21 protein-coding genes and 1 tRNA gene are annotated in these 21,902 nt (G+C 63.6%); 15 read left to right on the top strand and 7 right to left on the bottom strand.

From position 1 onward, the window contains the following. The first annotated feature begins 796 nt into the window (after positions 1–796). From XI02_RS32950 to XI02_RS32935, 4 genes are all read left to right on the top strand, one after another. Positions 797–1,048 carry a hypothetical protein gene (locus XI02_RS32950; protein WP_172647323.1) on the top strand — a complete coding sequence of 84 codons (252 nt, stop codon included), beginning with the start codon at positions 797–799 and terminating at the stop codon, positions 1,046–1,048. Between the two features lie 613 nt (positions 1,049–1,661). Further along, entirely contained in the window at positions 1,662–3,599 is a 1,938-nt protein-coding gene (locus XI02_RS32945) for a DUF3604 domain-containing protein (RefSeq protein WP_197971363.1), read from the top strand. Between the two features lie 15 nt (positions 3,600–3,614). After that, complete coding sequence (locus tag XI02_RS32940; RefSeq protein WP_018273186.1) at positions 3,615–4,469, top strand: peptidyl-prolyl cis-trans isomerase; 855 nt, start codon at positions 3,615–3,617, stop codon at positions 4,467–4,469. 2 nt (positions 4,470–4,471) lie between these two features. After that, positions 4,472–5,476 (top strand): HupE/UreJ family protein, encoded by a 1,005-nt coding sequence (locus XI02_RS32935; protein WP_016844827.1) that lies wholly within the window; start codon positions 4,472–4,474, stop codon positions 5,474–5,476. A gap of 220 nt (positions 5,477–5,696) precedes the next feature. Here XI02_RS32935 and XI02_RS32930 read toward each other — a convergent pair. Continuing rightward, positions 5,697–5,772: transfer RNA gene (locus XI02_RS32930), tRNA-Ile, on the bottom strand. A 195-nt stretch (positions 5,773–5,967) separates the two neighbouring features. Beyond that, positions 5,968–6,936, bottom strand: coding sequence for a tripartite tricarboxylate transporter substrate binding protein (locus XI02_RS32925; protein ID WP_172647324.1), 969 nt, complete (start codon positions 6,934–6,936; stop codon positions 5,968–5,970). Positions 6,937–7,055: 119 nt separating this feature from the next. Here XI02_RS32925 and XI02_RS32920 point away from each other — a divergent pair, with 119 nt between their 5' ends. Beyond that, entirely contained in the window at positions 7,056–8,024 is a 969-nt protein-coding gene (locus tag XI02_RS32920; RefSeq protein WP_172647325.1) for a TAXI family TRAP transporter solute-binding subunit, read from the top strand. An 83-nt stretch (positions 8,025–8,107) separates the two neighbouring features. On the opposite strand, the gene XI02_RS32915 is transcribed toward XI02_RS32920, so the two are convergent. Next, entirely contained in the window at positions 8,108–9,319 is a 1,212-nt protein-coding gene (locus tag XI02_RS32915) for an ABC transporter substrate-binding protein (RefSeq protein WP_172647326.1), read from the bottom strand. A 184-nt stretch (positions 9,320–9,503) separates the two neighbouring features. On the opposite strand from XI02_RS32915, the gene XI02_RS32910 reads away from it, so the two are divergent. Together XI02_RS32910 and XI02_RS32905 are read left to right on the top strand one after the other, a co-directional pair. Further along, entirely contained in the window at positions 9,504–10,613 is a 1,110-nt protein-coding gene (locus XI02_RS32910) for a molybdopterin-binding protein (RefSeq protein ID WP_172647327.1), read from the top strand. Between the two features lie 9 nt (positions 10,614–10,622). Next, positions 10,623–12,572 (top strand): molybdopterin biosynthesis protein, encoded by a 1,950-nt coding sequence (locus XI02_RS32905; RefSeq protein WP_172647328.1) that lies wholly within the window; start codon positions 10,623–10,625, stop codon positions 12,570–12,572. Positions 12,573–12,812: 240 nt separating this feature from the next. Here XI02_RS32905 and XI02_RS32900 read toward each other — a convergent pair whose 3' ends face one another. After that, on the bottom strand, positions 12,813–13,358 hold the full coding sequence (locus tag XI02_RS32900) for a hypothetical protein (protein ID WP_244981136.1): 546 nt from the start codon (positions 13,356–13,358) through the stop codon (positions 12,813–12,815). Positions 13,359–13,544: 186 nt separating this feature from the next. Here XI02_RS32900 and XI02_RS32895 point away from each other — a divergent pair, with 186 nt between their 5' ends. Further along, complete coding sequence (locus XI02_RS32895; RefSeq protein WP_172647329.1) at positions 13,545–13,790, top strand: hypothetical protein; 246 nt, start codon at positions 13,545–13,547, stop codon at positions 13,788–13,790. A 26-nt stretch (positions 13,791–13,816) separates the two neighbouring features. Here XI02_RS32895 and XI02_RS32890 read toward each other — a convergent pair whose 3' ends face one another. Beyond that, a complete protein-coding gene (locus XI02_RS32890; protein WP_016847487.1) occupies positions 13,817–14,128 on the bottom strand; it encodes a hypothetical protein in 312 nt (103 codons plus the stop codon). A 473-nt stretch (positions 14,129–14,601) separates the two neighbouring features. On the opposite strand from XI02_RS32890, the gene XI02_RS32885 reads away from it, so the two are divergent. From XI02_RS32885 to XI02_RS32865, 5 genes are all read left to right on the top strand, one after another. Then, on the top strand, positions 14,602–14,904 hold the full coding sequence (locus tag XI02_RS32885; protein ID WP_245164275.1) for a hypothetical protein: 303 nt from the start codon (positions 14,602–14,604) through the stop codon (positions 14,902–14,904). Positions 14,905–15,077: 173 nt separating this feature from the next. Further along, positions 15,078–15,605 carry a molybdopterin-guanine dinucleotide biosynthesis protein B gene (mobB, locus tag XI02_RS32880; RefSeq protein WP_244981058.1) on the top strand — a complete coding sequence of 176 codons (528 nt, stop codon included), beginning with the start codon at positions 15,078–15,080 and terminating at the stop codon, positions 15,603–15,605. Between the two features lie 54 nt (positions 15,606–15,659). Continuing rightward, entirely contained in the window at positions 15,660–15,929 is a 270-nt protein-coding gene (locus tag XI02_RS32875; protein WP_016847484.1) for a sulfurtransferase TusA family protein, read from the top strand. 325 nt (positions 15,930–16,254) lie between these two features. Next, positions 16,255–17,910, top strand: coding sequence for an OFA family MFS transporter (locus XI02_RS32870; protein ID WP_018273122.1), 1,656 nt, complete (start codon positions 16,255–16,257; stop codon positions 17,908–17,910). Between the two features lie 152 nt (positions 17,911–18,062). Beyond that, positions 18,063–18,311: a hypothetical protein gene (locus XI02_RS32865; protein ID WP_172647332.1), complete on the top strand. Its 249-nt coding sequence runs from the start codon at positions 18,063–18,065 to the stop codon at positions 18,309–18,311. A gap of 73 nt (positions 18,312–18,384) precedes the next feature. Here the strand turns inward: XI02_RS32865 and lon are convergent, their stop codons facing one another. Both lon and XI02_RS32855 read right to left on the bottom strand, forming a co-directional pair. Next, positions 18,385–20,763: an endopeptidase La gene (lon, locus tag XI02_RS32860; protein WP_172647333.1), complete on the bottom strand. Its 2,379-nt coding sequence runs from the start codon at positions 20,761–20,763 to the stop codon at positions 18,385–18,387. 11 nt (positions 20,764–20,774) lie between these two features. Beyond that, entirely contained in the window at positions 20,775–21,182 is a 408-nt protein-coding gene (locus tag XI02_RS32855; RefSeq protein WP_016842263.1) for an Hsp20/alpha crystallin family protein, read from the bottom strand. Positions 21,183–21,445: 263 nt separating this feature from the next. On the opposite strand from XI02_RS32855, the gene XI02_RS32850 reads away from it, so the two are divergent. Next, positions 21,446–21,721, top strand: coding sequence for a hypothetical protein (locus tag XI02_RS32850; protein ID WP_172647334.1), 276 nt, complete (start codon positions 21,446–21,448; stop codon positions 21,719–21,721). A 1-nt stretch (position 21,722) separates the two neighbouring features. After that, positions 21,723–21,887 carry a hypothetical protein gene (locus XI02_RS32845; protein ID WP_172647335.1) on the top strand — a complete coding sequence of 55 codons (165 nt, stop codon included), beginning with the start codon at positions 21,723–21,725 and terminating at the stop codon, positions 21,885–21,887. Positions 21,888–21,902: the final 15 nt, after the last annotated feature.

The raw sequence follows: 21,902 nt of genomic DNA, 5'->3' as shown, positions 1-21,902 counted from the left end.
GGGTGGCTCACAATGATCGTCAAACCTTGGGTCCGTCCGTGATCCGGAAAGAGCGCGACCACAGGCGATGACTTGCCACTCACGCGCCGAGCGGATGTGGTGCTTGAGGAGGCTCGGTGTTTTCATGTTGACGTGCACATGAAGGGCTGGCCGAGCCGTGCGCATGAGGCGGCGCGAACGCGCGGCAATGGACGGCTCACTGGCTCTCTCAGCTTTCGACGCTTTGCTTTGGTCCAGTCTTCACGAGGCTGCTCGTTCTGCACAAGCTGGGCTTTCCTACCGAATATCCCCGAGCTGAAAGTCCTTCCGCTGTTGGCTCATCTTCTCACCCAGCGAGCCAAATTGAGGCTTAACACATTGAAAACACTGCAGCGGGAAATGACGCGGCGATCCCGGCAGGTGGGATATCTTGAGCGAATTCAATGACATGCATTGGATGGACGTCTGAATGGCGCCATTACCCGCCTTGGTGTTTTTGTTGCGGTGGCTACCCGGGCAGGGCATTTTTGGTTCCGAAGCCGAACGCGAGGCACAGAGACAGCAGCGCGCCGAACTGCTGGAAGGCAGGTGGTTAGCCTCGTGAGCGGCGATTCCAGACTTCCAGATCCGGAATCCCGTCCTAATCGGCTGGGACCGAACAGGGCGGTGTCTCGGCCTCAGTGCCGAGACGGAAAGGTTGAGACACAACCGTGGTGACTTCGAAGTGGGAAAGCCGGTGCAATATACCCATGGTCACCAAGGCGCCTTTGAATGAAGCGCTGCTCGATACGGCCAGCCGGGCGCGAATGCGAACCCCGTGAATAAGAAAGCGCCCGAGTCTCAGATCATGGCGCCGTACCAAATCACGAGCGCGAAGATCACCAGCAAGACGATGGTGATGATTTGTTCACCGATGGGTATCGGCTGTCTGTCCATGACGGCCCGGCCCTCCGTGCGCGGGAGCGGGATGCTGCAACGGGCCGTTGGTTCGTCAGCACAGCGGGACCCGCTTAAAATGCGTGCGGGCGGCCATTGGCTCCAGGCCCAGGAAGGTGATGCAAAATCCTGACGGCTCGAAGTCTGCACCCTCCGTGGCCAAAGGATCATGGCCCAAACGGACTATCCGTCGGGCGAAAACGTCACTGCGATTTTCTCACAGTGAGCGGCATGCGGAAATCTCGAGTGCCAAATCAGCTATCGGTCTGACGCCGTCAAATGATCATGGTGTGCGAACCTGCTCACGAACGAATGCACGTATCTGGTGCGGCAGTGGCCTTAGGAGCAACGAGAACTCCGTAAGATATTGATCCTCTTGGTGGGCCCGGCAGGACTCGAGCCTGCAACCAGACCGTTATGAGCGCAGCGCGCATCCGGCAAATCTGAACGTTTTCAACGATTTTCGTGCTCATTTGTTCGTTTTCATGCACGTTCGTTCACGGGGTTTCTGTGGGATTTCTGGTGGGCGGCGGATCAGCATAGATCTCGCATGGCTCCCCGAGCGCGCAAAGCGCGCTGTTGGGCCAAGGTCCATTATGCCGTCCCTAGACGCAATGTCGGCAATGGCCGGAAGCAGACCTACGCTTTGAGCTGGATCAAGGGTTTTGGACGCTCTCAATCATATGGTTGTTAATTGATCGCCAAGATTACTGAATCTGCATGGGGATTAAGGGGGGGAGATTGTCATGACGTCTCGAAGCGTTATGTGCGCATTGGTGTCGACCCTGATGCTAGGGACGATCTTGCCTGCGACCGCGGACGATACGGGTTCTCTCACCAAGGACAAAGCGGAAGCAGTCTTCAAGAAGCCTGCCAACTACTCCCCTTACGCTGATCGCGATTTCCCTACTCGACCGTTCTTCGGGGATACCCATCTGCACACGGCGATATCCTTTGATGCCGGTGCATTCGGCGCTCGCCTGAAGCCGCGGGATGCCTACCGCTTTGCACGGGGCGAACAAATCACATCCAATAGCGGACAACCCGTGAAGCTATCGCGTCCGCTCGATTTTCTCGTCGTCGCCGACCATTCCGACAACATGGGTTTCTTCACTGACATGATGGCGGGCAAACCGGAAATCCTGGCCGATCCGACTGGGCGACGCTGGTACGACATGATCCAGTCTGGCAAGGGCGACGAGGCGGCCATCGAGATCATTATCGCCTTCTCTCACGGAACTTTTCCAAAGGACCTCATCTATTTCCCGGGTACCCGGGCCTATCACAATACCTGGCTCGACAATATCGCCGCGGCAGAACAGTACAATGATCCTGGGCGCTTCACGGCTTTCATCGGTTACGAGTGGACCTCCAACACCGGCGGAAACAACCTGCACCGCAACGTCATCTTCCGTGACAATGGTGACAAGGCGAGTCAGGTCGATCCGTTCACGGTGACGCCTCCGTTCGGCAGCGACAATCCCGCCGAGCTCTGGAAGTGGATGGACAACTACGAGAAGAAGACTGGTGGCAGTGTGCTCGCCATCAGCCATAACGGCAATCTCAGCAACGGTCTGATGTTCCCAACCGTCGAGACATTCGGCAAGAAGGTTGACCGAGACTATGCCGAGACCCGCGCGAAGTGGGAGCGACTCTACGAGACCACTCAGACCAAAGGTGATAGCGAAACGCACCCCTTCCTGTCGCCGAACGACGAATTCGCGAATTTTGAACGATGGGACAAGGGCAACCTTGACGGGAGCGTCGCCAAGAAGAAGGAAATGCTCGAGTTTGAATATGCCCGGTCGGCTCTCAAGAACGGCCTCAAACTGGAGCAGTCACTGGGCGTCAATCCGTACAAGTTTGGAATGGTCGGAAGCACCGATGCTCACACGGGCCTCGTCGCGATCGAGGAAGAGAACTTCTTCGGCAAGACTGCACCCCAAGAGCCGAGCCCCAAGCGGATGCTGTCGACCTTCATTGACAACAAGGAGACCGGCATAAACGTCATGGACTGGGAGGTGTCGGCCTCCGGCTACGCGGCGGTCTGGGCCAAGGAGAATACGCGGGCTTCATTGTGGGACGCGATGGAGCGCAAGGAGACATACGCGACCACTGGCTCGCGTATGATCGTTCGCTTTTTCGGCGGCTGGGATTTCGCGCCGGGTGATGCCGACAATCGCCTGCCGGCCAATATCGGCTACACCAAGGGGGTGCCGATGGGCGGCGACCTCGCTGCCGCGCCGCAAGGCAAGGCCCCGACGTTCCTTGTCGCGGCGCTGAAGGATCCGATCGGCGCCAATCTGGACCGCTACCAGATCGTCAAGGGATGGCTCGACAAGGACGGCAATGCTCAAGAGAAGGTGTATGACGTCACTTGGTCGGGCGACCGCAAACCCGACGCTAAGACCGGCAAGTTGCCTTCGGTGGGCAGCACGGTCGATCTTGCCAACGCTACTTGGACCAACACGATCGGGGCGCCAGAGTTGATTACGGTCTGGAAGGACCCTGAGTTCGATCCGGCGCTGCGAGCCTTCTATTACGGTCGGGTCATCGAGATTCCAACTCCGCGGTGGACGGCCTATGACGCGAAGCGGTTCAGCGTCACCCCGCTGCCGGGGACGACCATGACCGTGACGGAGCGGGCGTATACATCCCCGATTTGGTACACGCCGAAGAAATAGCGCGAGAGTTCAGTCATGCGGCGGATTCTTCGCGAACCCCTGCTTCACTTCGTCATTCTCGGCACAATCCTGTTCGCCGTTCATGCCGGCGTGACCCGGAGTGGGAGTGCGCCCGTCCAGGACATCATCGTCTCGCGGAGCCGTATCACACATCTGGCAAGTATGTTCAGCCGCAGCTGGCGCCGCGAGCCGAATCCGGACGAACTCAACGAGCTGGTCAATGACTATGTCCACGAGGAAGTCCTCTATCGCGAAGCCAAGGCGATGGGACTCGACAACGACGACCCCGTAATCCGGAGACGACTTCGCCAAAAACTCGAATTCCTGGCCGAAAACGTCGCGACACAGCGCGCACCAACCGATGACGAGCTGAACCGACTGCTGCAGAGCGAACCCGAGCGGTTCAGAACCGACGGCCGCTATTCTTTCTCGCATGTCTTTCTGGATCCCGGCCGTCATCGCGACGATCTGGCAGACCAGCAGAGCACTCTGCGGAAAGCGCTCAAGGAACCTGATGAGGGCCTCGATCCATCCCAGTTCGGCGACCGTTTCCTGCTCGGCCAATCGTTTGCCGATGTGCCGGCCAATGAGCTGAGCCGTTTGTTCGGTGAGGATTTTCCGGAACAACTTGCCCAAATCCCGCTGGGCTCCTGGGAGGGGCCGATTCAGTCCTCCTACGGGCTCCATTTCATCCGACTGACAGGCCGGGATCAAGCGCGGCTTCCTTCGCTCAACGAAGCGAGAGAAAAACTCCTGCGCGAATGGAATGAACGCGAACGTATCAAGGCCAATGCGGAGGCGTTCGCCCGGCTTCGCGGCCGCTATCGCATCGTCATTGAACAGGCTTCCGAGCCGTCACGTAGACAGTAACCATGATGCGTCTGGTTTGCGCCATCGCTATCCTGCTTGGCTGGATGTGCCTTTCGGGCAGCGCGCACGAGCTGCGCCCTGCATATCTCGAAATCAGACAGAGCGGGAATGACGTCTTTGACATTCTCTGGAAAGTGCCGGCTCTCGGCGATCAACTTCGATTAGCGCTTGATGTCGAACTGCCTGACGACACCGTCGTGGTGACTGAACCACGCTCGACCTTTGCCAACAATTCATTTGTCACCCGCTGGCAAGTTAGCCACCCTGGCTTGCTCGCTGGCAAAACCATCGCAATCTCCGGCCTGCAATCCACGTTGACGGATGCCCTCGTCCGCATCGAGTGGAGCGGCGGAGGCAGCCAGGTCGTGCGCCTCACGCCAGCGCGGCCCGCCTTCCAGCTTGAGCCGCGCCAAACTGCTCTGACCATCGCAATGACTTATGTCGGAATGGGTATCGAGCATATCTTGACCGGCTACGACCATCTGCTGTTCCTGTTTGGGATAATGATGATCGTACCCGGCTTGCGCCGTCTGATTGGCACGATTACTGCGTTCACCGTTGCGCACTCCATCACGCTGGCGCTGGCGTCGCTGGGCGTCGTGAACCTGCCGCGGCCGCCGATCGAGGCCATGATTGCGCTGAGCATCATGATCGTCGCCACCGAGGTGGTCAAAATGTCTCGAGGTGAAATCGGGATCACTGTCCGCTACCCGTGGGCGGTCGTCTTCCCCTTCGGACTCCTGCATGGGCTCGGCTTCGCTGGCGCATTACTGGACACCGGTCTGCCTCAACAGGACGTGCCCCTGGCCCTGTTCGCCTTCAACGTCGGTGTCGAATGCGGACAACTCATCTTCATTGCCGCGCTACTGGGCGGAGCCCACATCGTTCAGCGAATCCCGCATGGTGAACCAATCCTCCTCAGGGCCCGACAGGTCGTCACCTACGGGATCGGCATGATCGCAGGCTTCTGGCTAATCGAGCGGTCGCTTAGCTTCATTGCAGCCTGAGCGACTTCCCGTTCTTAGTCCGTACCTGACTCAACGGTGCGCTGCTCGAATGTCCGGGATCACGGGCGAAGTGATGCGCTCGCTTAGACGCAAAGATTGATTCTTTCGGTCGCGTGACACGCACAACGGATTCCCTCAATTCAACGTGTGAGCAGACCGTTGCAGTTTCGGGGTAGGCTTTAGCACTGAGGACAATGACCTATAAGTATTTGATTTCCTTTGGTGGGCCCGGCAGGACTCGAACCTGCAACCAGACCGTTATGAGCGGCCGGCTCTAACCATTGAGCTACAGGCCCCGCCGCCTTGCGGGCCGCGGGGCGCGGCCGGCAACGGTGCGGGCTCCGTTTACAGGGTGACTGCGGTTTCGGCAATGCTGCCCCCGCGTCCCTGTGCCGTCGCCGCCGGGCCAGCCACGTCTTGCGGCCGGCATGCTGGAACAGCGGCCGGGCAGCCATCTTGCCTAGGCCTCCGTCTCCCTGGCGACCGGCGCCTCAATCCACCGAGACGCCGGCAAACTCGACGACTTTGCGCCATTTCTCGGTTTCGTCGGCCACCAGCTTGCCGAATTCGGCCGGGGCCATCGGCTTCGGGATGCCGCCGACTTCGGCAAGTCGCGCCACGAGCTTGGGATCCTTCAAGGCTTCGCCGACCGCCGCATTGAGCGCATCGACGATCTCCGGCGGGGTGCCCTTCGGCGCCGAGATGCCGTAGAAGCCGACCGCCTCGAATCCCGGCACGGTCTCGGCGATCGCCGGCACGTCGGGCACGCCCGCCCAGCGCTTCGGCGAGGTGACGCCGAGCGCGCGGACGTTGCCGCCGCGGGCCTGCTCCAGCGCCGACGGCAGATTGTCGAAGATCAGCTGTACCTTGTTGGAGATGATGTCGGGGAAGGCGATCGCGGATCCCCGATACGGCACATGCAGCATGTCGCACTTGGTCATCGCCTTGAACAGCTCAGCCGACATGTGCACCGAGGTGCCGTTGCCCGAAGAGGCATAGGAGATCTTGCCGGGATTGGCCTTGCAGTAGTCGATGAACTCCTGGACGGTCTTCACCGGCATCGCGTTCGAGACCACCAGCATGTTGGTGAGCTGCATGATGCTCGCGACCGGAGTGGTGTCGCGCAGGAAGTCGAACGGCAGCTTCTTGTAGAGCGAGGTCGAGATCGCGTTGTTGGGCGCGACGAACAACAGCGTATAGCCGTCAGCCGGCGAGTTGATCGAGGCGGCGGCGGCGATGTTGCCGCCCGAGCCGGTGCGGTTCTCGACGATGAATTGCTGGCCGAAATGATCCGACAGCCACTGGCTCATGATGCGGGCGACGATGTCGACCGGGCCGCCGGCGGCAAACCCGATCACCCAGCGCACCGGGCGGTTCGGATAGTCGGATGCGGATGAGGGGGCAATCGAGGCGAGGCAGCAAATCAAACCAAGCAAGGCAGCACGCACGAACCGGATCATCGTCTCTCCCGTCATTTTCTTGTGACTGTTGCCGGCATGGTTTCACAAAACGCTGGCTTTGCCTACGACGTCGCTCGTGCGACGATAGTCGGGCTCGTGTGGAATGCTTGAGGCTCGGGATGAAATTCGCTGTTATGATATACGCCGGCGCGCTGCTGCTCGCGGGCGGGGCGGCGGCGCAGGAGGGGGGCAAGATCATTTCCAGAACCACGATCAGTTTCGCCACGGCGACGCCGGGTGGCGGCTTTCCGCTGTATGGCAATGCCTTCGCCGAGGTGATGAATGCGGCCGACCCGACGCTGTCGATCGACCCGCGCAACACCAAGGGCTCCAATGAGAACATCCCGCTGCTCGAGGCCGGCAACGTCGATATTGCAACGGTGGCCGGCGAGCCGTCCTATGAAGCCTTCATGGGCATCGGCCGGCCGAAGGCCACGAAGCTCAAGATCCTCACCGCGATGTATTCGAGCCCGGGCATGTTCGTGGTGCGGGCGGACAGCCCGTACAAGACGATCCAGGATCTCGTCGGCCAGCCCGTCGCATTCGGCGCCAAGGGTTCCGGCCTGCCGATCCTGTCGCGCTACATCCTCGACGGCATCGGGCTGAAGCAGGACGAGGACTTCAAGTCGATCTATCTCGATCGCGCCGGCGACGGGCCGGCGATGGTCGAGGACGGCCGCGCCGCCGCATTGTGGGGCGCCGGCATCGGCTGGCCCGGCTTCACCAAGATGGCCGAGAGCGCCACCGGCGCGCGCTTCATCGCGCCGACCACGGAGGAGATCGCCCGCATCCGCGCCAAGCACACTTTCCTCAAGCCGCTGACGATCCCCGCCGGCAGCTATCCTAACCAGACCGCAGCCATCTCTTCGGTCGGCTCCTGGAGCTACATCCTGGTGCGCGAGACCTTGCCCGACGACGTCGCCTACCGGCTGGCGAAGACGCTGCACGGTATCGAGACGACCTTCTGCAACAAGCTGGCCCAAGCGTGCGAGACCACGGCGGCGAACACCGTCGCCGCCGCGCCTGATATCAACCTGATCCACCCGGGCGTGCTCAGATATTTCCGCGAGATTGGGGTGGCGAAATGATGAGGACGAATAGCCAGTAGCGAATGGCGAATGGAAATTCCGATCTAGCGCCATCGCTACTCTCTATTCGCCATTCGCCTATCCTATTTCTTCGCCATCGCGCAGGCCGGGTCCGGCGGGCCGAACGCGTCTTCGCCGGAGATCTTGGCCAGGATCTTGTAGTAGTCCCACGGATATTTCGACTCGGCCGGGGTCTTGACCTGCACCAGCCAGAGGTCGTGCACCATCAGATTGTCTTCGCGCAGCTTGCCGTTGCGGGCGAAGAAATCCTCGACCGGCTTCTCGCGCATCTTGGCCGCGACCTTGAGCGGATCGTCGGTGCCGGCATCCTTGATCGCGTTCAGATAGGCGGTCACGGAGGAGTAGACGCCGGCCTGCCACATCGTCGGCATCCGGTTCATCTTGGCGAAATAGCGCTTCGACCATTCGCGGGTCTTGTCGTCCATGTCCCAGTAGAACGAGGTGGTCAGCAGCAGGCCCTGCGCGGCCGACAGCCCGATCGAGTGGATGTCGGTGATCAGCGCCAGCAGCGCCGCCATCTGCTGCCCGCCGGCGAAGACGCCGAACTCGGCGGCGGTCTTGATCTCGTTGGTGTTGTTGGGCGGTCCACCGGCAATGCCGATGATCTTGGCCTTCGAGGCCTGCGCCTGCAGGATGAAGGACGACAGATCGGGCGTCGCAAACGGCGGCCGCACCGCGCCGAGCACCTTGCCGCCGTTCTTGGTCACGATCGCGGAGGCGTCCTTCTCCAGCGAGTGGCCGAATGCATAATCGTCGGTGATGAAGAACCAGCTGTCGCCGCCGCGCTTCACCACCTCCTGCGCGGTGCCGACCGCGAGCGCCCTGGTGTCGAACACCCACTGTATCGCATAGGGCGAGCAGAATTTGCCGTGGAAATCGGTCGCGCCGGTCGAGTGCGTGATGAACAGCTTCTTCTTCTCGTTCGCGATGTTCTGCACCGCGAGCCCGACCGCCGAGACCGGCACGTCGACGATGAGGTCGACCTGATCGACGTCATACCAGCGTCGCGCGATGGTCGCGCCGATATCGGGCTTGAGCTGGTGATCGCCGACGATCACCGAGATTGGCTTGCCGAGCACCTTGCCGCCGAAATCGTCGACCGCCATCTGCGCGGCGGTGACCGAGCCCTGGCCGGTCGGCGTCGAGGCGGGGCCGTTCATGTCGGTCAGCACGCCGATCTTGATGATGTCGTCGGATACCTGCGCCGATACGGTCGGGGAGGCCAGCAGCGCGGCTGCGAACGTCCCGAACATGGCTAGTCTGGTGGCCTTCATTCTGTCTCCCTCCTGAATTGGCGCATTGGCCATTATTGGTTGTGCCGGGCCTTCGGGGACCGGTCATATTGGTTTCTTTTGCAACTATATTGGGGACCGCGTCAACGCGCCATCGGTCTAATGACGCAGCCCCGGTGTGGCGAGAGGCAGTTTCTTTCGGGGCCGATTCAGTCCATAGCGGGCCATGGTCACCGCCCAGCGCCTTCCGCCTTCGCTCATCCCGCTCGATGCGGCACTGGCTGCCGTGCTGCGCGACGTCGGACCGGTCCAGCCGATCGTGTTGCCGCCGGCCGACGCCTTGCGCTGCATTGCAGCCGAGATGCCGGCCTTGCGCGCCTACCCGCCGCACGATGTCGCGGTCAGCGACGGGTGGGCGATGCGCGCCAATGACCTGGTCGGCGCGTCGTCCTATGCGCCGTTGCCGCTGGCCGAACCTCCGGTCTGGGTCGCGGCAGGCGCCGCGATGCCTGAAGGCACCGACTGCGTGGTCGATGCGGATGCCGTCGATACCTCCGGTCCGCTTCCGCAGGTGCTCGCCGAAGCAATCCCGGGGCAGGGCGTCAGGCGTGCCGGCAGCGACATCGCCGTTGGGCGCACCGTGATCGCAGCAGGCGAGCCGCTGCTGCCGCGCGGCCAGCTGCTCGCGCGCGCGGCCGGACTGCAGGTGTTGCGTGTGCGACGGCCGCGACTCCGCATCGTCAACGTCGCCAATGGTGAGCTGACCGCACAACTGATCGCTGACACCGCGCGCCTCGCCGGTGCTGCGGTCGTCGTCATCGAGTCGGCACCCGATGTGGCGGCGATTGCAAACGCACTCGATACCGACGGCTGCGATCTGATGGTCACGATCGGCGGCACCGGCGTCGGTCACACCGATGCTGTGGCGAATGCGCTGGCAACGCGCGGCACGCTGATCGCGCACGGCATCGCGCTGCAGCCCGGGCGCACCACGGCGATCGGACGGATCCATACCACTCCGGTCGTCGCCCTGCCTGGCGCGCCGGATCAGGCCTTCGCGGCCTGGTGGGCGATTGCGCTTCCCCTGCTCGACCGCCTGTCGGGCCGGCGCTCGCGCAAAACGCTGGCGCTGCCGCTGGAACGCAAGATCGCCTCCGGCGTCGGCGTTGCCGAGGTCGTGCTGCTGATACGCGAGCAAGGTTCCTGGGCGGCGCTTGCGACCGGCGACCTGTCGCTCGATGCCATCGCGCGCGCCGAAGCCCTGCTGATCGTGCCCGGCGCCGCCGAGGGCTTCGCTGCGGGCACGGTGGTCGATGCCTATATATTGCGGGAGTGAGTTCCCGAGATGAGCAACAGTTTCACGCCGAAACCCAATCCATCCGTCGAGCAGGACCAGTTCCTGACCATTCTGTCGCGCGAGGAGGCGCTCGAACGCTTCGAGGCGGCGCTGTTCCCGCGTCAATTGCCGTTCGAGAGACGGCTGCTCGCCGATGCGCTCGGCCGTGCACTGGCGGAGGACGTGGTGGCACCGATCGACGTGCCGCCATTCGATCGCTCCAATGTCGACGGCTTTGCGGTGCGCTCGGCCGATCTGGCGCGCGCCGGCGAGGCCGCGCCGGTGCAACTCGCGCTGAACGACGAGACGATTTCGTGCGGGACTGCGCCCACCCTGCCGGTGCTCCCGGGTACTGCAACTGCGATTGCGACCGGCGGTCCGGTGCCGCGCGGCGCGGATGCCATCGTGATGGTCGAGCACACTCAGCCTGCTGGCCACGGCACCATCGAGGTCCGGCGTGCGGCGTCGCCCGGCCAGTTCGTGTCCTATGCCGGCTCCGACATCGCGCGCGGCGAGGCCCTGCTGCGCGCGGGAACGATGATCGGGTCGCGCGAGATCGGCATGCTCGCGGCCTGCGGCATCGCCGACGTTCAGGTGGTGCGTCGTCCGCGCGTCGCAATCCTCTCGACCGGCGACGAACTGGTGCAGCCGGGCGAGACGCTGCGGCCGGCCGCGATCTACGACACCAATGGTGCGATCGTCGCCGCGGCGATTGCCGAGAATGGCGGCGGCGCGGCGTTCCTTGGCGCGATCGCCGACAACGAGGCAATGCTCGAGGCCGCGATGCGCAAGGCGCTGGCGGACAGCGACATGCTGGTGCTGTCGGGCGGCACCTCCAAGGGCGCGGGCGACGTCTCGCACCGGATCATCACTCGCCTCGGCAAGCCCGGCATCATCGCGCATGGCGTGGCGCTGAAGCCCGGCAAGCCGCTGTGCCTTGCGGTGTGCGACGGCAAGCCGGTGGTCATCCTGCCGGGCTTTCCGACCTCGGCGATGTTCACCTTCCACGACATGATCGTGCCGGCGCTGCGCCGGATGGCCGGGCTGCCGCCGCGATCGGATGCCACGGTGGCGGCGAAGGTGCCGGTGCGCATCGCCTCCGAACTCGGGCGTACCGAGTTCGTTATGGTGTCGCTGGTCGAGGGCGCCGACGGGCTGATCGCCTACCCCAGCGGCAAGGGTTCGGGCGCGATCACCTCGTTCGCGCAGGCCGACGGCTTCCTGAAGATCGAGGCGCTCGCCGACCAGCTGCCGGCCGGCAGCGAGGCCGAGGTGACGCTGTTCACGCCGCATGTGCGGGTGCCCGATCTCGTCATCGTCGGCAGCCATTGCACCGGGCTCGATCTCGTCACCGCGCCGCTGGCGCATGCCGGTCTCGTGGTGCGTTCGATCGCGGTCGGCAGCCTCGGCGGGCTCGCTGCCGCCAAGCGCGGCGAATGCGATCTCGCCCCGATCCATCTGTTCGACGACAAGACCGAGACCTACAACACGCCGTATCTGGCCGACGGGCTCGAGCTGGTGCCGGGCTGGCGGCGCATGCAGGGCATCGTGTTTCGCAGGGACGACACCCGCTTTGCCGGCCTGAGCGCAGAGCAGGCGGTGCGCGCCGCGCTCGCCGATCCCGCCTGCATCATGGTCAACCGCAACCAGGGTGCCGGCACCCGTATCCTGATCGATCGCCTGCTGGCGGGCAGCCGGCCCGACGGTTACTGGAATCAGCCGCGCTCGCACAATGCGGTTGCGGCCGCGGTGGCGCAGCACCGCGCCGACTGGGGCATGACCATCGCACCGGTCGCCGATGCGTCGGGACTCGGCTTCATACCGCTTGCCGAAGAGCATTATGACTTCGCATTGGTGACCGCGCGCAAGCAGCGGCCGGCAGTGCGGGCCTTTCTCGATGCGCTGGCGTCGGATGAGGGGCGGGCTGCATTGACGAAGGCGGGGTTCAGGCCGGCGTAGCCGGTGTGCCGCTCTGCCGCACCATCACAGCTGTCGTCCCTGCGAAAGCAGGGACCCATACGCCGCGGCGGGTTTTGAGAAACGGGACTCGTCGTCCCAGCATCGCGTAACAATTTGCATTTGTGGTTATGGGTCCCTGCTTTCGCAGGGACGACACTGAATGCGTTGCGCGGCCAGAGGATCACACATCCGCGTTCTCGCGACATGAATTGTCCTGCCGGAGGCACCCTGATCACTCGCTTAGCTTGCGGTCCAGGAAGTCGACGTAGGAATTGTCCGGGTCCAGTTTGACGGCCAGGCGAAGATGCGCATGGCGAGCTCGCGCGGATCGATGTTCAACGGTTCATCAGAGGCGATCGCCACGCCTTCCATTCTGGACGGCAGCCACAGCGAGACATGCCTGAACTGGCCCATCATGGCCTTGAGTATCATCTTCGGAAGAATGCCGCGGTTGAAATCCAGCGGCACCCATTGCGCGAGAACGCCGCCGGGACGCATCTTCTGCTTTGCCAACGCATAGAATTCCTCCGTGTAGAGGTTGATGACGCCGGCATCATGAGGCGGCGGAGGCTCGAGCGTGATGACGTCAAATGTCTCCTTGGTCCCCAGCAGGAAGTGGCGCCCGTCCGCGACGATCTGATGGACTTTGGGGTTTTGATAGAACTGCTTGTTGATCGGCACGAAGTGGGGCGCGAATTCGAAAACCGTCGACGCCAGATCGACCGCGTCGATGGATTGCAATTCCTCATGGGTGCTGACCGCTCCCACCGTGGTTCCGGTCCCGATGCAAATGACGACAGCCGTTTCAACCGGGCCCTGGTGCAGCAGAATGGGATAGTGCGATCCGGCCTCCCAAGGCTCTGCCCAGCGAGAGACCGAAAAAGAAGCTTGCCACCGTGACGCTGACGGAGATGGTCGCGCTTCCCAGCACGAATTGCAGTTGCTTGAACCAGAGAACCTGCAGGATCAGCGATGCCGCGCCCGACGCCAAAAGATCGCCGTGACCAGAACCCGGTTTTTCAGGCTTACGGCGTCTCGAACGCCATCACGATTGCGCACTGGACCGGTCTCCCGTTGAACGGGAGAACAGGTAAGGCAAATGCTCTTATATTATTGCCTTATGGCGGAGCGGCGCTGCGCGGCAGCCGAATCGCATTGAGATTGCTCGAAAAATTGTCGTTTGGCGGATGCTTGCCGGGGCCGACGATCGCGCTGTGAGAGGGCCTGTGCGTTGCGGATCCGGCTCAGTGCCGCATGGCCGTCTCCACGAACTCCAGCACGGAGCGCGGGACCTCTTCGTATTCGACGAAACGGCGCCGAAGCTCGTCGGCAATGTCGGTGGTGACGTCGCGCGACCATCCTTCGTTGGTATTGAAGGCCACGATGCGGACCGGACGGCTGTACTGGTCATCCAGCAGGCGCCGGATCAGCGTTTTCCGGTCGGTGCCTTCTTCGTCGGTTTCGCTCCAGGCACGACCCAGTCGGCCAAAATCGTTCAGCACCAGATAGGTGTCGTGATCGATTGAATGCGGCACAATCGAAGGCGAGCGAGGCATACATAGTCCTCCATGGTGCACATTATCGTGTTCCGATCGCCCTGCGTATTGGAAATTTCGAGGTATATCCGCTGGATAGCGGGATCGCGCGTGACGTGAGCGGGGGCTGCAACATGCATTGGAGCAAACCGTCCCGTCGCTGGTTATCTCTTGTCACCGACATGGGCCCTGTTGTGGATGTCGGTGGTTGAGCGACCGATGGGGCTCCCACCCGCTCGAGGAGCGGAGCGATGTTAAGAAGGCTTCGTTTTAGGAATACAACGCTGGAAGAAGTGCTGGCAGTCGATACGCAGCGGCCGCGGAAGAGGCTGCGGATGCGTGACCAGCCCCCGAGAGAGAGCCGATCGGCAAGGCTTGCCAAGCCGGGGCGGCCGGTCAGTCAACGGACCGACTGACCCAGCGGAATAGCGCGCCGAGCCCGAGTTGCGCGGTGGCCCGTGAACGGGTTCGCCGATCGCGGCGACCAACCCATCATGGCACTCGACACCGTCAATTTTCGCAGGATCGCCGCGCTCATCGCAGCGGCCGGCACCTTGTTCTGGCTCTACACCTTCTACGCCATCGCCCACGTGCCGCCTGGCGACGGCACCGGCTTCCAGTGGCTGGCGGTGTTTCCGCTCGGCATGGTGTTCGGCCTGTTCTTCCTGCCGGCCTGGCTGCTCGTCGCCATCGGCCGATTGCCGAGATTCACCGCGGCGCTTGGGGTCTGTGGCCTGATCGCGTTCGCGGTGCTGTGGGCACAGCTGCTGCAGGAGTTTCCGAGGGTCGTCCTCTAGCGAGCCAGTCGATCCTCGTCCGCCGGCAAGCCTGGCATGACATTGCTCCAAGGCTGATATAAGCAGCGTTGGGCGCAAGTCGCGGCTTTCCGTCGTCACGGCTGGTCCCGGCCATGTCGGGCGGAACCGCAGGCGTCGATGCCCTAACGATCGGTATGTCTTCGGAGACGCGTATGAAAGTGATTGGCCTCGCGGGGTGGAGCGGTGCCGGCAAGACCACCCTGCTGTCGCGGGTGATCCCCTGCCTGCTGGGCCGCGGCCTGCGCGTCTCCGTGATCAAGCACGCCCACCATGAATTCGATGTCGACGTGCCCGGCAAGGACTCCTGGGTGCACCGGCAATCCGGTGCGACCGAGGTGCTGGTGTCCTCGACGCGGCGCTGGGCGCTGATGCACGAGCTGCGCGGCGCCGACGAGCCGCGGCTGCCGGAGCTGCTCGCCAAGATGGCGCAGGTCGATCTGGTCGTGGTCGAAGGCTTCAAGCGTGAGCCGGTCAACAAGATCGAGGTGTACCGCGCCGCCAACGGCAAGCCGCTGCTGTTTCCCGACGACCCGCGCGTGGTCGGGATCGCCAGCGACGTCGCCGTTGCAACCACGCTGCCGGTCGCGCATCTCGACGACATCGAGGACGTTGCCAAATTGATGCTGCGCGCCGCGACCCCCGTCGACGACGTGCTCGCGTCGGCTCCGGCCGAAGGCTGAAGTGGATGAGGAGGCGGCGTTGACGATGCAGGACGGCTTCGCCATGGTCGAACCATGACAACGACGAAGCTCGATCTCACCGGCCTGAAATGCCCGCTGCCGGCGCTGAAGACGCGCAAGGCCCTCAGGAGCGTGACGGCGGGAGATTTCCTCGAGGTGCATTGCACCGATCCGCTTTCGGTGATCGATATCCCGGCCCTGATCCAGGAGACCGGCGACAAGGTCGAGATCACCGAACGAAGCGATGCAAGGATCGTATTCTTGATCGAGAAGATCAATGGAGCGATAGATAACTCAAATGCTGCGTTGCCGCGTACGCGCTAGATGCAGCTTGATATCTACCTTTTGCCTATCGACACCTATTTTCCATTCTGCGCGAATTGATAATGTCCGCCGGGTTGTGGTGCTGGAGTTGTGCTCGAGCGTGGCCGCATCGACGGACAACGACTGGGCCTGTGTCCAGATCACGGGCTGCACGGCCGGGCATATCCGGTCGTATTGGGGGTTAGCATTTCCGGAATGTGCGTGGTTGGTCCCGGCGCATTGAGGAAATGTGCGGAGCTGCCGGCTGACGCTGGCCGCAATGGGCTGAGACGGGATCGAAGACGCAGATGCGCCTGTCGTAATGGCGGCTGCAGGGGAGGTGTCAATGACCACAGTGAGCAGCGCCGGACGCGTATCCGCGTCAGGTGCAGGTTTCCTCGACAAGGAACATACAATCGCGACCGCCGGCTTCAACCGCTGGCTGGTGCCGCCGGCCGCGCTCTGCATCCATCTGTGCATCGGCATGGCCTACGGCTTCTCGGTGTTCTGGCTGCCGCTGTCGCGCGCGATCGGCCTGACTGCGCCGAAGGCGTGCCCCGACATCTCGTTGGTGCAGGAGCTGTTCACCACCACCTGCGACTGGAAGGTCGCGAGCCTCGGGTGGATGTACACGCTGTTCTTCGTGCTGCTCGGCGTCTCCGCCGCGATCTGGGGCGGCTGGCTTGAGAAGGTCGGTCCGCGCAAGGCCGGCTTCGTCGCGGCGCTGTGCTGGGCCGGCGGTCTCGTGATCGGCGCGCTCGGCGTCTACACGCACCAGCTCTGGCTGATGTGGCTCGGCTCCGGCGTGATCGGCGGTGTCGGCCTCGGCCTCGGCTACATCTCGCCGGTGTCGACGCTGGTGAAATGGTTCCCCGACCGGCGCGGCATGGCGACCGGCATGGCGATCATGGGCTTCGGCGGCGGCGCGATGATCGGCGCCCCGCTCGCCGACAAGCTGATGAACTACTTCAAGACCCCGACCTCGGTCGGCGTCTGGGAGACCTTCCTCGCCATGGGCGCGATCTACTTCGTGTTCATGATGATCGGCGCGTTCCGCTATCGCATTCCGCCGGCCGGCTGGCAGCCCGAGGGCTGGACGCCGCCGGCGAAGGCCAACGCGATGATCTCGAGCAAGCACGTCCATCTCGACAACGCGCACAAGACGCCGCAATTCTGGCTGATCTGGTGGGTGCTCTGCCTGAACGTGTCGGCGGGCATCGGCGTGATCGGCATGGCCTCGCCGATGTTGCAGGAGATCTTCGCGGGCAAGCTGATCGGCCTGCCCAATGTCGGCTTCAACCAGCTCGATGCCGGACAGAAGGCGCAGATCGCGGCGATCGCGGCCGGCTTTGCCGGATTGCTGTCGCTGTTCAACATCGGCGGCCGCTTCTTCTGGGCGTCGCTGTCGGACAAGATCGGCCGCAAGAACACCTACTACACGTTCTTCATCCTCGGCATCGCGCTCTACGCGCTGGCGCCGACCTTCGCCGCGATGGGATCGAAGCTTCTGTTCGTGCTCGGCTTCGGCATCATCCTGTCGATGTATGGCGGCGGCTTCGCCACCGTGCCGGCCTATCTCGCCGACATGTTCGGCACCCAGTTCGTCGGCGCCATCCACGGCCGTCTGCTGACGGCGTGGTCGACCGCCGGCATCATCGGTCCCGTCGTGGTGAACTACATCCGCGAGTTCCAGTTGGCCGCCGGCGTGCCGCGCGACCAGCTCTACAACACCACGATGTACATCCTGTGCGCCATGCTGATCGCGGGCCTGATCTGCAACTATTTGATCAAGCCGGTCGATCCGAAATGGCATATGAGCGACGCCGAGGTCGCCAAGCTGCAGGATGCGAGCGCCAGCGCCGCGGCGGCCGGACCGCACGGTTCCTACGGGATCGGGTTTGGCGGGCTCGACGCCAAGGCGGCGCTGTTCTGGCTGTTCGTCGGCATTCCGCTGGCGTGGGGCGTCTACATGACGCTGCTCAGCGCGGTCAAAATCCTCTGATCGCATACCGGGCCGCGCGCGGGACATCTGGCATCCCGCGCGCGGCCTACAGCGTTTTCCAGCGAATTGGATGCCGGTTCGCGTGAAGAAAACGCGTCAAACAAGAAGCTCTACGCCGTTCAATTCAACAGATAATCAAGGACATTTCAGTCATGTTTCGTACCGCAAGCTGTCTTGTGGCCGCGTTGCTTCTCGCCGGCTCGCTGCACACCGCGTCAGCCCAGACGACCGAGGCCAAGCCGTCGAAGGTCAAGCTCACCATGCAGAAGGTGAAGGACATGAAGGCGCAGTGGAAGGCCAACAAGCCCAAGCTGAAGGTCTGCCGCGCCGAGGTGAAGTCGAAGGGCCTGACCGGCGACGACCGCTGGTTCTACATCGAAGAATGCATGGGCAAGAGCTGAGCGGCATCGCTCCGCCATCTGCAACGCGTGACGGCGATCGCCGTCACGCCCTCTTGTTGGGTTTGGGACGCGATCACTCTGCGGCGGCGGGCGTCGTCTTGGCGGGCTCCAGCGCCGCTGCGATCGCCTCGTCGACCCGTTCGAGCCAGATGAACTCCAGCTTGGCGCGGGCGCCGGCGGGGATGTCGTCGAAGTCGCGCCTGTTGCGCGCCGGCAGCATCACACGGGTCAGGCCGGCGGCCGCGGCCGCAACCACCTTCTCCTTGATGCCGCCGACCGGCAGCACGAGGCCGCGCAGCGAGATCTCGCCGGTCATCGCGGTGTCGCTGCGCACCGTGCGGTCGGTCAACAGCGAGGTGAGGGCGGTGAACATCGCAACGCCTGCGCTCGGGCCGTCCTTCGGCGTCGCGCCGGCGGGAACGTGGACGTGGATGTCGCTCTTCTCGAACACGCCGGGATCGATGCCGAGCTGGGAGGCGCGGCTCTTCACCAAGGTCAGCGCGGCCTGCACGCTCTCGCGCATCACCTCGCCGAGCTGGCCGGTGAGGATCAGCGCGCCGCGGCCCGCGGTGCGCGACGCCTCGATGAACAGGATGTCGCCGCCGACCGGCGTCCAGGCGAGTCCAGTGGCAACGCCCGGGATGCTGGTGCGCATCGCGATCTCGTTCTCGAACCTTGGCTGGCCGAGCAGCGACACGATCTCCTTCGGCGCGATGGTGACGTGGCTCGTGCTGCCTTCGGCGATCTGCACCGCGACGTTGCGCAGAACCTTGCCGATCTCGCGCTCCAGGTTGCGCACGCCGGCCTCGCGGGTGTAGCTGCGGATGATTAGCCGCAGCGCATCCGGATCGATCTCGACCTGCTCGGCCTTGATCCCGTTGGCCTCGAGCTGGCGCCGCACCAGATACCGCTTGGCGATCTCGAGCTTCTCGTCCTCGGTGTAGCCGGCGAGGCTGATCAGCTCCATGCGGTCGAGCAGTGGCCCGGGAACGCCGTCGAGCATGTTGGCGGTAGCGATGAACACGACGCGCGAGAGGTCGAACGGCACGCCGAGATAATTGTCGCGGAAGGTCGAGTTCTGTTCGGGGTCGAGCACCTCGAGCATCGCGGCCGACGGATCGCCCTGGATGCCGCGGCCCATCTTGTCGATCTCATCCAGCATCATGACGCAATTGCGCGCGCCGGCCTTCTTGATCGCCTGGATGATGTTGCCGGGCAGCGCGCCGATATAGGTGCGGCGATGGCCGCGAATCTCGGCCTCGTCATGCACACCGCCGAGCGAGACACGGACGAACGGCCGCGACATCGCGCGTGCGATCGATTGGCCGAGCGAGGTCTTGCCGACGCCGGGCGGGCCGAGGAAGCACAGGATCGGCGCCTTGCCGCCGGGCGCGAGCTTGCGCACCGCCAGATATTCGATGATGCGGCTCTTGATCTTCTCGAGGCCATAATGGTCCTGGTCGAGGATCTTGCGTGCCTCCGCGATGTCGATCGGCTTCTCCTCCGGCAGGCTCCAGGGCAGCTCGATCAGCCAGTCGAGATAGCTGCGCACCATGCCGGACTCGGCCGCGGCCTCCGGCATCCGCTCGTAGCGGCGCAGTTCCTTCTGCGCCTGGCTTTCGGCCTCTGGCGGCATCTTGGCTTCTGCAATCGCCTTGGTCAGTTCGGCGACTTCCGCGGCCTTGCCGTCGCCTTCGCCGAGCTGGCGCTGGATCGTCGCCATCTGCTCGCGCAGGATCGCCTCGCGCTGCCGCTCGTCGAACACGGCCTTGGTCTTCTGCCCGATCTCCTGGCTCAGCCTCAGCACCTCGATGCGCTCGGCGAGGTGACGCGACACCTTGTCCATCCGCGCCACGAGATCGATGGTTTCCAGGATGTCCTGCTTCTCCGACGGCTTGATGTCCATGTAGGAGGTCGCAAGGTCGGCGAGGGTTGCCGGCGAGGTGGTGCCCTGCAGCGCTGCGATCAGCTCCTGCGGCACTTGCGGTAGCAATTGTGCGGCCTCCAGCGCCTGGCGCTGCAGATTGAGGAAGCGCGCCTCGATCTCGGGCGAGGTGGTGGTCGGCTCCGGGATCTGCAGCACGCGGGCCGCGAGGAACGGCGTGCCGGGCAGATAGTCGAGCACGCGCATGCGCTGCACTCCCTGGCAGACCAGGTGATGAGTGTCGTCGGCGCCGGTGATGTAGCGCACGATGTTGGCGACGGTGCCGACGCGGTACAGCCCGTCCGGACCGGGATCGTTGGTCTCGGGATCGCGCTGCAGCAGGATGCCGATCGGCCGCTGCTCGCGCACCGCCTGCTGGGCCGCGGCAATCGACGTCGCGCGGGCGATCGTGATCGGAATGATGACATCCGGAAACAGCACGGTGTTGCGCACCGGGACGATGATCAGCGCGTCGCTCGGGATCGGCGTCGAAGTCGATGCTGGGCTTGAAACGTCTGAGGTAGCCATGTCGAAATCCTTTAGCTCGACTTTCCGAGCCGCAGGCCGACGCAGCCATGCGCGGCAAAACGGCTGATGGTGTAGCGGCCGGTCGGCAGCGCGATGCGGCGCTCGAACCGGCCCTGCGGCAGTTCGAGGCGCAGGATGCGGGCGTTGCGGAGTTCAGGGGGCAGGGTGCGGCGGCCGGAGATCACCAGCGTGCCGCCGTCGAGCGCGGCCTCGACCTCGTCGGGATCGACCCCCGGCAACGCGACCAGGATCAGGATTTCATCCTCGGTCTCGATCACGTCGGTCGGCGGTTCCCAGCTCGGCTCGCTGCTTCCCGCGCGCGGGTGCAAATTGAGGAAGCTCTGGTGCAACCGTTCGGCGCGGGCGAGCGCCTCGATCGCATCCGACAGCATCCAGTTGATCTGATCCTTGGGCCGCATGGGCACTCTCCACGTCGCATTGGGAGGCGAGGTTACCGGTCTTGCCGCCGACCGTAAACCGGCCCCTTGCGCTGCTGATCGGGGGTCAAATTGTCCGAAATCGCGCGATTTGAGGCATGGTCGCGATGCACCGACCGCGTCCGGACGCTTATGCCGCGGCTATGTGACAGGGCTGCGGCTGCTCTCGAATTCCTACGGCCTTCCCAGCATCTTCTAGCGTGATGCGGTGCGCTCGCGCGCGCTGCCAAACGGGAAGGTGGCACATGACCTTGCTCCATTACCACGATGCCCGGCCGCACGGTTCGGCCAGCGCGATGCCCTTGATGCTGCGGCGGACCGTCAGGCGGATCGGCCTCGTCTTCAGGACTGTTCACCGCGCGGTCGCCGCCGCCAAGATTCATCGGCTGCGCAATGAGCTGCTGCTGCATCGCGGCCAGCAGGATTGGGCGCGGATCCATCTCAATGTCGGCATGCTCGGCGGCGACGCCGAGAGATATCCGCGGGCGCCGGTCGTGCTCGGCGAGAAGTGGGACTACTGAGATGCGCGCAGTTTCGTTCATCGCTGCCCTGCCGCGCCGCGCCGCTGAAGGGCTGCTCACATTCCTCGCCTGGATCGGCGAAGAGCCGATCGGCGGCTATCGGCCCGAGGCGCATTACATGCGCGGTCCAAGGCCTGCGTGGCGGGCCAAGCATCCCGGGAGTTAGATTAGTTAGAACGAG

The organism is Bradyrhizobium sp. CCBAU 21365, assembly GCF_015291305.1.
In the GTDB taxonomy this organism is placed as follows: Bacteria; Pseudomonadota; Alphaproteobacteria; order Rhizobiales; family Xanthobacteraceae; genus Bradyrhizobium; species Bradyrhizobium elkanii.
The sequence above is the reverse complement of the archived record's forward strand: the minus strand, read 5'-3'. Positions and strand labels throughout refer to the sequence as shown.

Coding starts and splice junctions, on each gene's coding strand:
- XI02_RS32905 (WP_172647328.1), top strand. CDS start 10,623: ATGAGCAACAGTTTCACGCCGAAACCCAATCCATCCGTCGAGCAGGAC.
- XI02_RS32945 (WP_197971363.1), top strand. CDS start 1,662: ATGACGTCTCGAAGCGTTATGTGCGCATTGGTGTCGACCCTGATGCTA.
- mobB (WP_244981058.1), top strand. CDS start 15,078: ATGAAAGTGATTGGCCTCGCGGGGTGGAGCGGTGCCGGCAAGACCACC.
- XI02_RS32920 (WP_172647325.1), top strand. CDS start 7,056: ATGAAATTCGCTGTTATGATATACGCCGGCGCGCTGCTGCTCGCGGGC.
- XI02_RS32890 (WP_016847487.1), bottom strand. CDS start 14,128: ATGCCTCGCTCGCCTTCGATTGTGCCGCATTCAATCGATCACGACACC.
- XI02_RS32940 (WP_018273186.1), top strand. CDS start 3,615: ATGCGGCGGATTCTTCGCGAACCCCTGCTTCACTTCGTCATTCTCGGC.
- XI02_RS32870 (WP_018273122.1), top strand. CDS start 16,255: ATGACCACAGTGAGCAGCGCCGGACGCGTATCCGCGTCAGGTGCAGGT.
- XI02_RS32925 (WP_172647324.1), bottom strand. CDS start 6,936: ATGATCCGGTTCGTGCGTGCTGCCTTGCTTGGTTTGATTTGCTGCCTC.
- lon (WP_172647333.1), bottom strand. CDS start 20,763: ATGGCTACCTCAGACGTTTCAAGCCCAGCATCGACTTCGACGCCGATC.
- XI02_RS32845 (WP_172647335.1), top strand. CDS start 21,723: ATGCGCGCAGTTTCGTTCATCGCTGCCCTGCCGCGCCGCGCCGCTGAA.
- XI02_RS32915 (WP_172647326.1), bottom strand. CDS start 9,319: ATGAAGGCCACCAGACTAGCCATGTTCGGGACGTTCGCAGCCGCGCTG.
- XI02_RS32850 (WP_172647334.1), top strand. CDS start 21,446: ATGACCTTGCTCCATTACCACGATGCCCGGCCGCACGGTTCGGCCAGC.
- XI02_RS32875 (WP_016847484.1), top strand. CDS start 15,660: ATGACAACGACGAAGCTCGATCTCACCGGCCTGAAATGCCCGCTGCCG.
- XI02_RS32935 (WP_016844827.1), top strand. CDS start 4,472: ATGATGCGTCTGGTTTGCGCCATCGCTATCCTGCTTGGCTGGATGTGC.
- XI02_RS32895 (WP_172647329.1), top strand. CDS start 13,545: ATGCCGCGCCCGACGCCAAAAGATCGCCGTGACCAGAACCCGGTTTTT.
- XI02_RS32910 (WP_172647327.1), top strand. CDS start 9,504: ATGGTCACCGCCCAGCGCCTTCCGCCTTCGCTCATCCCGCTCGATGCG.
- XI02_RS32885 (WP_245164275.1), top strand. CDS start 14,602: ATGGCACTCGACACCGTCAATTTTCGCAGGATCGCCGCGCTCATCGCA.
- XI02_RS32855 (WP_016842263.1), bottom strand. CDS start 21,182: ATGCGGCCCAAGGATCAGATCAACTGGATGCTGTCGGATGCGATCGAG.
- XI02_RS32865 (WP_172647332.1), top strand. CDS start 18,063: ATGTTTCGTACCGCAAGCTGTCTTGTGGCCGCGTTGCTTCTCGCCGGC.